Below are 14894 nucleotides of genomic sequence, written 5' to 3' on the forward strand. Positions count from 1 at the left end.
GCCCCATCCTGCCGAGCGCGTTGACCGGCTGCGAGGTCAGGTTCACCTAACCTCGCGCCGCAAACTCTCTCGACATCAAGATACACGACATCGAGCCAACTTTCCCGCGATCAGGAAACCTGTGGAAGAACCTCCGCCGCGATCAGGTCGAGGTGGTCGAGGTCCTGCAGGTCCATGATCTGCACGTACTGACGCTGCGATCCGACCGCCGCGAACTGCCCCAGCCGGTCCACGACCTCGGCCGGTGTGCCCGCGATGCTGTTCGCCTTCAGGTCCTCGACGTCGCGGCCGATCGCCTCCGCCCGCTGCTTGACCTCGGCGTCGTCCTTGCCGACGACCACGGTGTGCGCGGTGGACAGCGCGAGCGTCTTCGGGTCACGTCCCTGCGCGACGCAGGCGGCCTGCACCCGCTTGAAGAGCGTCTCGGTGACGTCGACGCCGCGGAACCCGGCGTTGAACTCGGCGGCGTACTTCGCGGCCAGCTCCGGCGTCCGCTTCTTGCCCGCGCCGCCGACGATGATCGGCGGGTGCGGCTGCTGCACCGGCTTCGGCAGCGCCGGCGAGTCGCTGATCCGGTAGTGCTCGCCCTGGAAGTCGTACGTCTCCCCTACGGGCGTGTCCCACAGGCCGGTGATCAGCTCCAGCTGCTCGGACAGGATGTCGAAGCGGCCGGGGGTGTCGGGGAAGTCGAGGCCGTACGCCTTGTGCTCGGCCTCGTACCAGCCGGCGCCCAGGCCGAGCTCTGCGCGGCCGCCGCTCATCTGGTCGACCTGCGCGACCGAGATCGCCAGCACGCCGGGGTTGCGGAACGTGGCCGAGCTGACCAGCGTGCCGAGCTTGATCCGCTGTGTCTCGCGGGCCAGGCCGGCCAGCGTGACCCACGAGTCGGTCGGGCCCGGGAGGCCGTCGTTGTCGCCCATGACGAGGTAGTGGTCGGAGCGGAAGAACGCGTCGAAGCCGTTCTCCTCCGTCTTGCGGGCGACCGCGAGAAGGTCGTCGTACGAGGCGCCCTGCTGAGGTTCGGTGAAGATCCTGAGAAGCATGGCGCCCACGCTATCTCGCGCTGGTGTACAGCTTCTCCAGGTACGACGGCTGCCACTCGGGACCGCGGTCGTACAACCGGCGGACCAGTCCGTCGACGTCGAGCCGCTCCTCCACCGGGTTGTCCCACCAGTCGGGCACCTGGTCGTACCACCGGTCGATCCGCAGCGTCCGGCCGGCCGCGTCGATCCGCGCGAACAGCCACCCGCCCAGCTCGCTGCGCGCCTCCGTCAGCCACAGGTCGCCGAGCAGACCGCTGAGCTTGTCCGCCGCGAACTCCGGGTCGTCGACCTCCGGCGGCTCCAGGTCGAACCGGTACGACGGCGCGCCCGGATCGAGCACCTGCACCTGGATCGTGAACCCCGACGGCACGATCGCCGTCCGCGCCCGGCACCAGTCGTGCAACGCCTGCACCGCCTCCGACTCCTCCGGCCGCGGCCGCGGCCGCTCCACCTCGGCCCGCATCGCTTCCTCGATCGAACCGGCCACAGGCACCACCCGCGGCCCGCCACCCCCGATCAACCCAAGCCCGGGCACCACCATCGCGACCGCGTCCCGGCGATCCGTCATGGCATCGTCCGGCGCGTCATCGAAACTGACCGCAGGAATCACACCGGTCGGCTCGTCGTCGTCGACGACGGGCATGCTCCCCGTAGGCGTGTCGTCGTCCAACTCCGCCGCGTCCCAACCACCCGCACGCCGAGCATCCGCAGATTGCTCCGCGCCGGTCTCGGTCCAGTACCGCGACTCCCCGGGCCGATCGCGCCGCCCGTCGGCACCTGGTTGCGCCACTGGGTCCCGGTCGGCATGCGGTCCATCCCAGGACTGCGCCTCCGGACCGGGGGTCTGCTCCAGGCCGGCGTGCGGTCCCGCCCAGGACTGCGAGGCCAGGCCGCGAGCAACGTACGGCTCAGGCTCCGGTTGGGGTTCTAGCTCGGGTTGGGGTTCTAGCTCGGGTTGGGGTTCTAGCTCGGGTTGGGGTTCTAGCTCGGGTTGGGGTTCTGGCTCGGGTTGCGGCTCCGGCTCCGGCATGGGGTCCGGCTCGGGCTCCGGGTACGGCTGGGGGAACGGCTGCGGCTCCGGCTCGGGCAGGGGCTCCGGTCCGGGTTCAGGCTCCGGGTCCGGGATCGGCGTCGGCTCGGGAGCCGGCCCGGGCGTCGGCTCCGGGCCTGGGATCGGCTCGGGCGTCGGGGTCGGGTACGGCTGTGGGCCGGGGCCCGGGGTGGGCTCGGGTGTCGGGCCTGGGTACGGCCGGGGGGTTGGCTCGGGTGCCGGGCCTGGTTCTGGCGCGGGCGGGGTGGGCTGGGGCCAGGGAGCGGGGTGTGGTTCGGGCTGGGGCCACGGTTCGGGTTGTGGCTGCGGCCAGGGCTGCGGTTGAGGGTGAGGCTCTACCTGACCTTCAACCTCCGCCGCACGAGACCGCCCGAAGACCTCATCCTCGTCGTCGAACTCCTCGTACCGCTCATCACGCCCCGCCGCGTCACCCGGCACATCGACGATCCGCAGACCATCAGCCCGCACGTCGCCTGCCCAGGCCCCGTCACCGGCAAGCCCAGACCTCCGTACGCCGCCAGCCTGCGCATCCTCGCCCGGCCCGTCACCGGCCGACGCCCGTACGTCGGAAGCCCCCGCCGCCTCACCCGGTACGTCGTCGGTCGGCGCAGACGCTCGTACGTCCGAGGTCCGCGCAGGCTCGCCCGTCGGCGGGTGCGGCTGTGCGTCGGAAGCCGGGCTGAGCTCACTCGGTACGTCGGAGGTCCGCGCTTCCCGGCTCGGCACCTCGCCGGTCGGAGCGAAGGCCCGTACGTCGGAGGTCGGCGCGGGCTCAGCCGGTACGTCAGAAGTCGGCTCGGATGCCTCGCCCAGCGGCGTACGTGCGCGTGCGTCGGGTGCATACCTCCGTACGTCGGTTGCGGGCCGGGCTGTCTGCGGTACGGCGGTGGTTGACGCCTGCACCTCGGAGGCTGGTGCGGGTGAGCTTGGGTCCGTGCCGTCGAGGATTGCGGGGATCTCGGCGGTCTGGTCGTCCGCGTCGGCGAGGTCCGAATGGTCTGGCGTCGGGTCGGGGTCGGTGTGTGCGACCGGGGCGAAGGGAGACGGGCCGGTGAAGGAGGCCAACTCCTCCTCGTCGGCCGCTGCCTCGTCGTACGGCCGGGTTGCTTCCTCGCGAACGTCAGCGGTGCCGTCCGCCGGCCCAGCGTGGTCGCCGGCAGGACCGGCCTGGTCGTGGATCGGCCCAGCGTGGTCGCGGGTCGAACCGGCGTGGTCGTGGGCAGGACCGGCGGGGGTGTGGGCAGGACCGGCGGGGGTGTGGGCAGGACCGGCGGGGGTGTGGGCAGGACCGGCGTGGGTGTGGGTGGCGGCTTCGTGTGGCTGGGGGTTGAGGGCCGCGGCCTCTTGAGGCGGGGTGGTGTCGTGGGCGCGGTCGACCGCCGCGGACTCGTCTGAGGGGAGGTCGAGGACTGCTTCGATCTCGGCTGTCGGTGCGTCGTCGTCCTCGAGGTCTGCGTTCGTGGCGAACGGCGAACCGGCAGGCGCCGCGTCCGGGGCCTGGTCGGCGGTGAAGCGCGAACCTGCCGCGCCCGGCGCGAACGGCGACTCGGGACGGGCAGGCGCCTGGGCATCCCGCGCGAACGGCGAGTCCGGGTGTGCGCCCTCCCGGGCATCCCGCGCGAACGGCGAGTCGGGGTGTGCGCCCTCCTGGGCATTCCGCGCGAAGGGCGAGTCCGGACGGGCTGCCTCGCGAGCATCCTGTGCGAACGGCGAGTCGGGGTGGGCTGGTGGGGCGTTGGTCGGGTCTGTGGTAGGGGCTTCTACCCATTGGCCGTTGACCCAGCCGGGGCCGGTCCAGGGGGGCTCGGCTTCGGGGAAGGGGGTGTATTCGCTGGTTGCGTCCTGGTCGGACCAGGACTGTTGTTCGGCGGTTTCGAAGTCCTGGTCGGCGGGAGCGGCCGCGGCGGGGGCGTCGGCGAAGAGGCTGTTGTAGAAGTCGTCGCCCTCGTACATCCCGCCGCCGACGCGCGGTGGCTCGGAGGACGGGAGGTTCGGGTTGTAGGCCGGTGTCGGAAGACCCGGACCGGACACGTTCTCGGGGAGGTACGTGCCGGGCGCAGCGAGATCAGCCTCGGGCTGGTCGTACTCAGGCTCCTCGGCGGTCTTCCGGCGCCGCAGCCAGCCCTGCTTCCGAGATCCGCCGGTGTCGTCGGGCTCGCCGGATGACACCGGCGGCGGGTCGGCGATCGGCTGGCCGGTGAAGGGGCTGATGCCAGGCGGGACGACGTACGACTCCTCGTCGTCGGCCTGCGGGTTGTCTCCGATCACGGCATCTTCAACGACCGACACCTCGGCCGTGTCAGGGTCCGCGGCGAAACTTGCCGGTTCTGCAACGTTGCGCGTGAAGTCCTCCGCGGCGACGACGCCGGCGGGCAGGTCGGGCTGCACCGGGGACCGCGGGTCGATGGCGAAATGGCCGAAGTACGCCGCGAGGGCCGGCGCCGAGATCCCGGGGCCGGCCGCGGCCCGGACCAGCTCCACGCCGAACGGGCGGAGCTCGTCGAGGCCGCCGAGGTAGTCGCACCACTCCGCGACCCACTCGGCCATCACGTCGGCGGTGGCCTCGTCCGAGGTGATCCATTGCCCGATCGGCGCGAACCCGTCCTCGACCGGCTGCCACGGATCGCCCGGGTACGACGCGCGCGCCCAGCTCCCGTTGAACGCGCCGTACACGAAGCCGAGCTCGCCGGCGGTCTGCCGCTGCCGCACCTCGGGCTGCCCGATCCAGTCCGGGGATCCGGCCAGCAGGTCCTCGCCCGCGGTCTGGCTGTGCTGCGTGTGGAAGCCCCACAGCACCGCCCGCCCGTCTTCGAGCCGCACCATCCGCAGCACGGACGCGGTCTCGTCCTGGTGGTGGTACCCGTCGGCGTCCGCATACCACCGGCGGTCGAAGCCCGTGGCATGGGCGACCGCCGCGAGTGCGGTCCAGCGGGCGCGCAACTCCTCCGGGTCGTCCAGGTCAACGAGCGGCATCAGGTCTCCAAGCGCATGTGGAATCCAGGCCCAGACGCTACCCGAGCCCTCCCGGACTGACCACATCACTGTCCACAGGTTCGAGAATGGCGACGCACTCGATGTGGTGGGTCATGCCGAACAGGTCGAAGGCGCGCAGCGACGCGATCCCGTACCCGAGCCGCCCGAACGTCTTCAGGTCCCGGGCCAGCGCCGCGGGATCGCACGCGACATAGGCCACCCGGCGCGGCCCGAGCGCCGCGATCCGCCGTACGACGTCCTTCCCGGCGCCGGTGCGCGGCGGGTCGAGGACGACGAGGTCCACGTGTTCGAGGCCCTGACCGGCCGCGGCGTTCAGCACCCGGTCGACGTCGCCGTTCTCCAGCGTCACGCCCTCCAGGTCGTGCAGATTCCGCCGGGCGTTCCGTACGGCGTCCTTGTCGCCCTCGATCGCGAGCACCGGGCATCCCGCCTCGGCCAGGAAGGCCGCGAACAGCCCGGCACCCGAGTACAGGTCCAGCGCGGTCTCTCCGGCGACAGGCTCCAGCCCGCTCAGTACGGCGTCCAGCAGCATCTCCGGCGCGGCCGGGTGGACCTGCCAGAACCCACCGGCCTCCACCAGGAACCGCCGGTCGCGTACAACCTCAACGAGCCGCTCCCCCGGGTCCTTGTCGGTCTGTACGGCGGTCTTGCCCTCCGACGACACCACGGCCTGCACAGACGTCACGCCCGGCCACCGTGAGCCAAGGACGTCCGGGGTCCCCGGATGTGCGATCAGGCACCGGTCGATGGGCACCAGGTCGTGGGAGCGGTGCGCGTACATGCCAGGCCGGCCGTCCACCACGGCGTACCGCATCCGGGTCCGCCAGCCGAGCCCGTCGTCGCCCGGGGACTCCATCACGATGGTCCGCTCGATCCCGCCGATCCGGCGGAGGGTGTCCGACACGACCGTGGCCTTCAGCCGCCGCTGCTCGACGATGTTGGCGTGCTGGAAGTCGCAGCCGCCGCAGCGCCCCGGCCCGGCATACGGGCACGGCGGCTCGATCCGCTGCGGGGACGGCGTGAGCACCTGGACCGCGTCGGCCCGCAAATACTTCGCCGTCTGCTCGGTGATCCGGGCGTGCACCAGCTCCCCCGGCAGTGCATGCCGGACGAAGACCACCTGACCCTCGTGCCGGGCGACGCAGTGTCCCCCGTGCGCGACTGGCCCTACCTCCAGCTCGACTACCGCCCCGACCAGACTGTCCTCGTCCGTCATGAGTTACCGCCCCATGACCCGCCGAGCGGCAGCGAGGCATTCAATACAGTCACCGATCTCCTGACGTCTTTCGGGCCCCGCGCCGTACCTGGCCGGCCACCCGTTCCACCCGGTCCTGCCGCTCCTCGGCCCCCTGCGACGAGAGCAACTGATAAGGAACGGACGTAACCATGACACCAGGTGTGAACAAGAGCCGCCCCTTGAGCCGCAGTGCGCTCTGGTTGTGCAGGATGTGCTCCCACCAGTGCCCGACGACATACTCCGGGATGTAGACCATCACCACGTCCCGCGGCGACTGCCGCCGGATGTCGCGCACGTACTGCAGGATCGGCCGGGTGATCTCCCGGTACGGCGAGGCGAGCCGCTTGAGCGGGATCGGGATGCCGCGGGCCTCCCACTCGGCCTGCAGCGCGTCCGCCTCGTCCCGGTCGACGTCGACGGTGACTGCCTCGAGCTGGTACGGGCGGGCCGCCTTGGCGAAGGCCAGGGCCCGCAGGGTCGGCTTGTGCAGCTTGGAGACCAGGACGATCGAGTGCACCCGCGACGGCAGCATCAACGGCTCATCACCCTCGGCGGCCATCTGTTTGCGGACGGTGTCGTAGTGCCGGTGGATGCCCTTCATCAGCACGAACAGCACCGCCATCGCGATGATCGCGATGTACGCGCCGAGCAGGAACTTCGTGATCAGCACGATGATCAGCACGATGCCGGTCAGCGTCAGGCCGATCGCGTTGATCACCCGGGACCGCTTCATCCGGGCCCGCTTGGCCGGGTCCTCCTCGGTGCGCAGCAGCCGGGTCCAGTGCCGGACCATGCCGGTCTGGCTGACCGTGAAGGACACGAACACGCCGACGATGTACAGCTGGATCAGCCGGGTGACCTCGGCGTTGAAGGCAACGATCAGCACGATCGCGAAACCCGCCAGGATGATGATGCCGTTGCTGAACGCGAGCCGGTCGCCGCGGGTGTGCAGCTGGCGCGGCAGGTAGCCGTCGCGGGCGAGGATCGAGCCCAGCACCGGGAAGCCGTTGAAGGCGGTGTTCGCGGCGAGCACCAGGATCACGCCGGTGGCGGCGGCGACCAGGTAGAAGCCGGGCGAGAAGTGGTCGAAGATGCCCTTCGCCAGCTGGCCGATCACCGGGTCCTGGTGGTACCCCTCGCCGACCGGCTCACCGTCGCGCAACAGCTGGGTGGCCGGATCCTCGGCGAACCGCACCTTCATCACGTTGGCCAGCGCGACCACGCTGACCACCATCGCGATCGAGATCGACCCGAGCAGGGCCAGCGTGGTCGCCGCGTTCCGGCTCTTCGGCTTCTTGAAGGCCGGTACGCCGTTGCTGATCGCCTCGACACCGGTCAGCGCCGCACACCCGGACGAGAACGCCCGGAGGATCAGGAACGCCATCGCCAGACCGCTGGCGCCGTGCGCGAACTGGTCCTCGGCGGCGATGTCGAGCGTCGAACTGCTGGCGTCGGGCAGGGTGCCGAACAGCAGCCGGCCGAAGCCCCAGGCGGCCATCCCGAGGATCGTGAACATGAAGATGTACGTCGGGATCGCGAACGCCGCGCCCGACTCGCGGACCCCGCGCAGGTTCATCGTGGTCAGGAACAGCACCGCGATCACGGCCGCGGTCGCCTGGTGACCCTCTAGTCCCGGGATCGCCGAGGCGGCGTACTGCGCGGCCGACGAGATCGACACCGCGACGGTCAGGACGTAGTCCACCATCAGGGCGCTCGCGACCGTCAGCCCCGCGGTCGGCCCGAGGTTCACGTTGGCGACCTCGTAGTCACCGCCGCCGGACGGGTAGGCGTGCACGTTCTGCCGGTAGGACAGCACGACGACCACCAGCACCACCGCGACGGCCAGCGAGATCTTCCAGGAGATCGTCAGCGCGGCCAGGCCGGCGATCGACAGGGTCAGGAAGATCTCGTCGGGCGCGTACGCGACCGACGACAGCGCGTCGCTCGCGAAAACGGGCAGGGCGATGCGCTTCGGCAGCAGGGTCTCGCCCAGCTGGGTGCTGCGCAGTTTGCGACCGAGCAGCAGCCGTTTGCCGATATCGCCTAGAGCGGGAGTCACACCGGTGATGTTAGAGGGGGTCGCGGTCCGTAGAGTCAGAGGGCGGCAGAGGGTGGCCGGTCCGTGATGTCAGCCGAGGGCCCCGTCCGGTGTAGCGTCTATCCCTGCCGAACGAGCCAGTAGGCCCCTGAAGGGGCGAGGAGTGATCAGGCAGTGCACGTCGTCATCATGGGCTGCGGCCGCGTCGGGTCGACGCTCGCGCGCGGCCTGGAGAAGCGGAGCCACACGGTCGCGATCATCGACCAGTCGGCCGACGCGTTCCGCCGGCTGAGCCCCAACTTCACCGGCCGGACGATCGTCGGCATGGGTTTCGACCGCGAGATCCTGATCGAGGCCGGGATCGAGGACGCCGAGGCGTTCGCGGCGGTCTCGAACGGTGACAACTCGAACATCCTCGCCGCCCGGGTGGCCCGCGAGACGTTCGGGATCGGCAACGTGGTGGCCCGCATCTACGACCCGGGCCGCGCCGAGGTCTACCAGCGGCTCGGCATCCCCACGGTCGGCACGGTCCGCTGGACCGTCGACCAGATGATGCGCCGGCTGCTGCCCGAGGGCTCCGAGCCGGAGTGGCGGGACCCGTCCGGGACGGTCCGGCTGGCCGAGGTCCACGTGCACGCGGAATGGATCGGCCGCGCCGCGTTCGACATCGAGAAGGCCACCGGCGCCCGGGTCGCGTTCCTGACCCGGCTCGGCGAGGGACTCCTGCCCCGGGCCGACACGGTCATCCAGGAGGGTGATCTGGTCCACGTGGTGATGCTCGAGCGGGACGCCGCCGCGATCGAGTCCCAACTCGGCACCAAGCCTGAGGAGCTGTGATGCGGGTAGCCATCGCCGGCGCCGGCAACGTCGGTCGTTCGATCGCCGGCGAACTGCTGGAGAACGGTCACGAGGTGCTGCTGATCGACAAGGACCCGCGCGCGATCAAGGCCGAGTCCGTCCCGCGCGCGGAGTGGCTGCTCGCCGACGCCTGCGAGCTGTCGTCGCTCGAGGAGGCCGCGCTCCAGCGCTGCCAGGTGGCGATCGCCAGCACGGGTGACGACAAGGTCAACCTCGTTGTCTCGTTGCTCGCCAAGACCGAGTTCGGCGTCCCGCGGACCGTTGCCCGGGTCAACCACCCGCGCAACGAGTGGATGTTCAACGAGGCCTGGGGCGTGGACGTGTCGGTGTCCACGCCGCGGATCATGTCCGCGCTGGTCGAGGAGGCCGTGTCGGTCGGCGACCTGGTCCGGCTGTTCACCTTCCGCCAGGGCGACGCGAACCTGGTCGAGCTCACCCTGCCCGAGGACTCCCCGATGATCGGTCAGCGGGTCGGCGACGTCGACTGGCCGCTCGACACGGCGCTGGTCGTGATCCTGCGCGAGGGCCGCGTGCTGCGTCCGGACCCCGAAGGCACGCTCGAGCTCAACGACGAGCTTCTCTTCGTCGCCGCCGACGAGACCGAGGAACAGCTCGAGGCGATGCTCTCCCCGCACCACCACCACAAGGCGGAGTAGCCCCCCCGAGTAGTCCCCCGAACGGGAGCCGGACCAGGGCCCGGCTCCCGTCACAGGTCAGCGCAACCCGAAGGCCCGCACGATCTCCTGGTCGACGGTACGGCCTGCCCCGTCGTCGGCCCGCGTCCGCAGCGTCACGAACTGTGCGGACCGAGGCGCGTCCAGCCGGATGCTCCAACTGGCCGCGGTACGACGTACCTCGGCGTGCCGCCAGGTCTTGCCGTCGTCGTACGACACGTTGACCGTCGGCCTACGGATACCGAGCGCCGACGACGTCTCGGACCAGCGTGGCGTGACGCCGAGTTCCGCCGTACGGCCCGCCCGGCCGTCGGCGTCCACGTCGACGGCGTAGTGCAGCTGGATCAGCGACTCACTGATCGCCTCGTCCGACGCGGTAGAGGTGAACCCCCACTCGGTGCGGGTCGAGGTCGAGAACGGGTTCGGATAGGTGCCCCGGGTGTTCTCGGCGACCAGCCGGAACGGCAGCCGGTCGGGGCTCAGGCCGGTCGCGGTCAGCTGGTCCCGCTGCTCCTGCTTCACCAGCTGGTCGCCTTGGTACAGGCTGAGCTGCTGGGTGAGATCCCAGTTGCCCTGCGCGGTACCGATGACCGGTCCGGTGCCCCAGCCGGGCGACACAGCGGTCAGCTGGTCACCGCTGCGGACCGGCGAGTATCCCTTCGCCAGCCACGGTCGCTGGATCGGCCCGAACCACTGGATCGGCGTCCGGCTCCCGGCCCGGTAACTCGTCCAGCCCGGCTCGACCTGCTGGATCTCGCGCAGGATCTGGGCACTGGCCTGGTACTGCACCCCGGCGGTCACCCAGTCGGTCCGCGTCCCGGCGACCGGCATCCCCCAGCTGTTCATGCTCGATTCCCAGTCTCCGTTCCACACGTCGTACCGGTTCTCGACACCGTCGCCCGGGCGGAAGTTGCGGTAGGCAACGTCGAGCCGGGCGAGGTCCCGCGGACCCGGCCGGTACGTCGGGTCGGCCGGGACGTGATCGGCGAAGTGCGACAGGTCGTACTGGTAGGCCGTCACCGGGTTCGAGTCGGCGGTGAGTGTGTGCTGCCCGCCCTGCTGCAGTGCGGTGATCAGGCGCTCGCCCTCGTCCCGGGTCAGCGTCGCGATCGTGAGCGGCGGCGGCGCCGGCGCCCAGATCGAGTCCACCCACGGGTCGAGCTTCCCGACCCCATCGTTCACCACCACGAGCAGCTTCGCCCCGGCCTCGGCCGCTGCCGCCGCCTGGTCCTGCAGCGACACGGCGTCACTGCGCCGGACCACCACGGCCTTGCCCCGGCGGTCCACGCCGGGCGCCGCGGCAGCGGACCCGTCTCCGGCGTACACGGCCTCCAGGTCCTGGCGGCCCTTCGGCAGCGGCGTCGCCGCCCGCCGGACGCGCACGTCGTCGTACGAGCCGAGTGTGAGCGCGGGCTGTTCGAGCCGCCAGCGCGCGCCGGCCACGAACGCGCCGTCGGTCACCTTCTGCGTCGGCAGTACCCACGCGCTGTCGTAGCTCGGGTCCGGCCAGCGCGAGGAGCCGACCGAGAAGTCCCGGCCGAAGTCGCGGTACGTGTTGACCCGCACCTCGCCGAGCGTGGTGGCCTGGGGCGTCGTGCTCTTCAATTGGCGAGCCTGGCGCGCGTCGTACGTCGCCGTCCGGTCCTGGTCGAGGTGGATGTCGACCAGGCTGAGAACGGCGAGACCCTTGCTGTTCGGCCCGTGGGTACCTTCGACGTCGGCGGTCAGCCAGGTCGTGTAGTCGCCGGCCGGGAGCCGCAACTGCACACCCTCCTCGCCGACCGTGAACTGGCCGTAGCTGCCCCGCCCGATCAGGATCGCGTCGCCGGCCAGCGGCCGCCCGGACCGGTCCTTGGCATTCAGCGTGAGTACATGGCGCTCGCCCTCCCCGCCGATCCCGATCAACGTCCCGAGCTGGCGGTGATTCGCGGCATCGACCGCGATGAGCCGGCCGGACAGCTGCTTGTCGACCGGTAGCAGGTCGACCGCGGCTGCGAGCATCACGCTCGCCGTACCGTGCGCCGGCACGGTGACCGTCGACGCCGAAAGCGTGAACAGGCCCGCCGGAGCCTCGTCGACCTGGGTCGAGAGCTCGAGAGTGGCGTCGGTGTCACCACCGTTCGTGTAGGTGATCTCCTTGACCACCTTCTCCCCCGTCGGCACCGGCCAGGTGTGATAGCCGGAGTACGCCGAGGCCGTCGCGGAGAGCGGTGACTTGCTGGTCGCCGCGATGTCGAGACGACCGTTGCCGGCCTTGTACGGCAGGTACTGCGGCGTGGGCTTGGCGTTGCTCACCAGAGCGTCCTTCAGCTGCTGGCCCGACCAGTCCGGGTGTTGCGCAGCGAGCAGAGCCGCCGCGCCGGCGACGTGCGGCGTCGCCATCGACGTACCGCTGAGCTCCTGGTAGTACCCGGAGCCTTCGGCGGCGTACTGCGAGCGGGCCGCCAGGATCGCGACCCCGGGCGCGGTGATCTCGGGCTTCAGCCCGCCGTCACCGAGACGCGGTCCCCAACTGGAGAAGTCGGCCAGGTTGTCGGCGCCGTCGACCGCACCGACGGTCAGCGCGGCGTCCGCGGCCCCCGGCGATCCGACGGTGTAGAACCCAGGTCCGGCGTTGCCGGCGGCCACGGTGAAGAGGGCCCCGGTCTCGGCCGAAAGCGTGTTCAGTGCCTGGCTCATCGGGTCGGTGCCGTCCGTGGGACTGCCGCCCAGGCTCATGCTGATCACCTTGGCGTGCTGGTCGCGGGCGGCCCACTCCATGCCCGCGATGATCCAGGACTCCTGGCCGCCGCCCTCGTTGTTCAGCACCTTGCCGACGTGCAGCCGGGCGCCGGGCGCGACACCGCGCTCCACACCGCCGGAGGCGTCGCCGGTGCCGGCGATCGTCGAGGCGACGTGCGTACCGTGCCCCTGCCGGTCGGTGACGTCCTCGCCGGGGACGAAGCTGGCCGACGCGGTGACCCGGTCGTCCAGGTCGGGGTGCTCCAGGTCGACCCCGGTGTCCAGGACCGCGACGTCGACGCCCTGGCCGGTATTGCCGCCCTGCCACACCTCGGGCGCGCCGATCTGCGCGGTGCTGTCGGCGAGGTCGGCCTTGACCTTGCCGTCCAGCCAGACCTTGGCGATGCCGCCGGACAGCGCCGGCGTCTGCGACCGCGCGGTGGAGCCCGCGGTCAGCGAGTGCCAGAAGCCGGCCGTTCCGTCGGTGACCACCGCGGCGCCGTGGATGCTGTCCAGCGTGCGCTGCCGGCGGGCACCGGCCGGCACCTGCTGAGTCCGCGAACGCGCCGCGGCGTCGGTGTAGGTGACGATCAACGGCACCTGGTCGCCGTACCCGTCGGCCACCAGCCTGGTGACGTTGAACAGGTCGTTGTCGAGGAGTTTCGCGGCCAGGTAGCGGCCGGCCGAGCGCGGATAGACGTAGGTGTCGCCGCCGTCGACGTGTACGTCGTTGTCCGCGAGCCGGCCGTCGGGGCTGGTCACGGTCACGTTCTGCTTGCCGTCTGCTCCGACGGACAGCGTCACCTTGTCACCGGTGACCAGGGTGACGCTTCCCGCGACCGGCTTGGCGGCTGGCGCGGTCTTGGAAGGCGTTGGAGGGGTGGTGCCGGGTTGGGCAGCGGCGGCGGGGCCGCCGGTCAAGGTCGCGGCCAGGACGACAACAGCCATACAGGCAGCTGCCGGCCCGGACCCACGGCCAAGGCGTGGTGTCACGAGTGCCTCACAGGATTCGTGCGAACAAAGTCGCGAAATCGTAGGCACCCCGACGCGGAGCGTTCAGCGGATAACTGTGGCCTGTTCTCGCCACGTCATCCTTGTGACACCGCGGCTACTTCTTGTTGCCCCGCAGCAAGTGGGTGATGCTGTCGCGGGCCTCGGCCCACTTCTCGGCGGGCATGGAACCGCGAAGGACGGCGTAGGCGAGCCAGATCGCCAGCGCATAGAAGGGCAGCCCCAGGCCGATCTTCGCGATGCCGAGCGCGTTCAGGCTGCCGGTGAAGTACAGCGGGACCTGGACGATCAGGCGGATCGCGAACAGGCCGACGAAGACCAGGGTGGCGCGGGAGAAGCCTTTGAGCAGGTCAGGATCGCGGCGCCAGGCAGTGCCGGTCTGGGTGATCACGCCGTACAGGACGCCGAACAGGGGCCAGCGGATCAGGACCGTGATCAGGTACAGCAGGCCGTAGCCGAGGTTGGTGAGCAGGCCCGGGACGTAGAAGTCCTTGGCGTTGCCGGTGCGGTTCGCGACCCAGGCCGAGATCAGTACGCCGATGAAGCCGCCGAACACGTTCCGCAAGGCTTGCCGGCGGATCAGCCGCACCACCGCGAGCACCGCGGCCAGTCCGACCGCGATGATCAGCGACAGCTGCAGTTTGTGATCGGTGACGGCGTACGCGACCAGGAACGCGATCCAGGGCAGGCCGATGTCGAGCAGCGCGCCCCAGCCGCCGAGCGCGTGGAAGAAGTCTTTGTCGGTGGACTTCGGCGGCTGCTCCTCGTGCGCGGCCTGGGTGGCGGCCGCCTCGACCTCGGGCTGCAGGATCTCGACCAGCTTCTCCTGCAGATCGTCCTCGACCTGGTCCCGGCGGGACGTCGGCTCAGCCATGAGCAGCCTGGGGACGCAGCTCGTACCGCGGGTTGAACATCACCCGGTCGCCGTCGACGACGCCGATCCGGCCGGAGGCGATCAGCTCCGAGCCGGCGTGGATGCCGCCGATCTTGCGGCGGCCGAGCCAGATCAGCTTGACCGTGCCGGTGCCGTCGTACAACTCACCCTCCAGTGCAGGTACGCCGCCGCGCGGGCTGAACGTGATGGTGCGCAGCGTGCCGTACAGCGTGACCAGTTCGCGGTCGTGGCAGCCGGTGATGGACCGCGCGCCGCAGTCCTGCGCGAAGTCCTGGAGGACCTCCGCGTCCTGCTGGTCACGGTCTCCGGCCAGCCCACGGAACGCACGCTTCCACAGCCCCGCGGGTTTGTTGCTACCCATGTCGTCGAGTG

General features: G+C 70.7%; 9 protein-coding genes. 2 read left to right on the forward strand and 7 right to left on the reverse strand.

All coding sequences use genetic code 11. The annotated features are described in order from the left end of the window. Window positions 1-110 precede the first annotated feature (110 nt). The 4 genes from ACWEOO_RS08595 to ACWEOO_RS08610 are packed head-to-tail and all read right to left on the reverse strand — an operon-like array spanning window position 111 to window position 8384. Window positions 111-1043 (reverse strand): LLM class F420-dependent oxidoreductase, encoded by a 933-nt coding sequence (locus tag ACWEOO_RS08595; protein WP_452142450.1) that lies wholly within the window; start codon window positions 1041-1043, stop codon window positions 111-113. Between the two features lie 10 nt (window positions 1044-1053). Beyond that, the gene (locus ACWEOO_RS08600; RefSeq protein WP_452142451.1) at window positions 1054-5067 is read right to left on the reverse strand and encodes a hypothetical protein; all 4014 of its coding nucleotides are present in this window, start codon (window positions 5065-5067) and stop codon (window positions 1054-1056) included. A 37-nt stretch (window positions 5068-5104) separates the two neighbouring features. After that, window positions 5105-6304 carry a class I SAM-dependent RNA methyltransferase gene (locus ACWEOO_RS08605; protein ID WP_452142452.1) on the reverse strand — a complete coding sequence of 400 codons (1200 nt, stop codon included), beginning with the start codon at window positions 6302-6304 and terminating at the stop codon, window positions 5105-5107. Between the two features lie 49 nt (window positions 6305-6353). Continuing rightward, a complete protein-coding gene (locus ACWEOO_RS08610) occupies window positions 6354-8384 on the reverse strand; it encodes an APC family permease (RefSeq protein WP_452142453.1) in 2031 nt (676 codons plus the stop codon). 153 nt (window positions 8385-8537) lie between these two features. Here ACWEOO_RS08610 and ACWEOO_RS08615 point away from each other — a divergent pair, with 153 nt between their 5' ends. After that, window positions 8538-9200, forward strand: a complete 663-nt coding sequence (locus tag ACWEOO_RS08615; RefSeq protein ID WP_452142454.1) for a potassium channel family protein — start codon at window positions 8538-8540, stop codon at window positions 9198-9200. After that, complete coding sequence (locus ACWEOO_RS08620) at window positions 9200-9877, forward strand: potassium channel family protein (RefSeq protein ID WP_359929496.1); 678 nt, start codon at window positions 9200-9202, stop codon at window positions 9875-9877. Before ACWEOO_RS08615 ends, ACWEOO_RS08620 begins: the two co-directional genes overlap by 1 nt. Window positions 9878-9934: 57 nt before the next feature. On the opposite strand, the gene ACWEOO_RS08625 is transcribed toward ACWEOO_RS08620, so the two are convergent. From ACWEOO_RS08625 to ACWEOO_RS08635, 3 genes are all read right to left on the reverse strand, one after another. After that, the gene (locus ACWEOO_RS08625; protein WP_452142455.1) at window positions 9935-13564 is read right to left on the reverse strand and encodes a S8 family serine peptidase; all 3630 of its coding nucleotides are present in this window, start codon (window positions 13562-13564) and stop codon (window positions 9935-9937) included. Between the two features lie 160 nt (window positions 13565-13724). Beyond that, a complete protein-coding gene (locus ACWEOO_RS08630) occupies window positions 13725-14501 on the reverse strand; it encodes a DUF3159 domain-containing protein (RefSeq protein WP_452142456.1) in 777 nt (258 codons plus the stop codon). Then, window positions 14494-14883, reverse strand: a complete 390-nt coding sequence (locus ACWEOO_RS08635) for an OB-fold nucleic acid binding domain-containing protein (protein ID WP_355690469.1) — start codon at window positions 14881-14883, stop codon at window positions 14494-14496. Before ACWEOO_RS08635 ends, ACWEOO_RS08630 begins: the two co-directional genes overlap by 8 nt. Window positions 14884-14894 lie beyond the last annotated feature (11 nt).

It is taken from the genome of Kribbella sp. NPDC004138 (assembly GCF_053603655.1).

Excerpts from the sequence above, each read along its gene's own strand:
- ACWEOO_RS08620 (WP_359929496.1), top strand. The coding sequence starts at position 9,200 with ATGCGGGTAGCCATCGCCGGCGCCGGCAACGTCGGTCGTTCGATCGCC.
- ACWEOO_RS08630 (WP_452142456.1), bottom strand. The coding sequence starts at position 14,501 with ATGGCTGAGCCGACGTCCCGCCGGGACCAGGTCGAGGACGATCTGCAG.
- ACWEOO_RS08605 (WP_452142452.1), bottom strand. The coding sequence starts at position 6,304 with ATGACGGACGAGGACAGTCTGGTCGGGGCGGTAGTCGAGCTGGAGGTA.
- ACWEOO_RS08595 (WP_452142450.1), bottom strand. The coding sequence starts at position 1,043 with ATGCTTCTCAGGATCTTCACCGAACCTCAGCAGGGCGCCTCGTACGAC.
- ACWEOO_RS08625 (WP_452142455.1), bottom strand. The coding sequence starts at position 13,564 with ATGGCTGTTGTCGTCCTGGCCGCGACCTTGACCGGCGGCCCCGCCGCC.
- ACWEOO_RS08600 (WP_452142451.1), bottom strand. The coding sequence starts at position 5,067 with ATGCCGCTCGTTGACCTGGACGACCCGGAGGAGTTGCGCGCCCGCTGG.
- ACWEOO_RS08635 (WP_355690469.1), bottom strand. The coding sequence starts at position 14,883 with ATGGGTAGCAACAAACCCGCGGGGCTGTGGAAGCGTGCGTTCCGTGGG.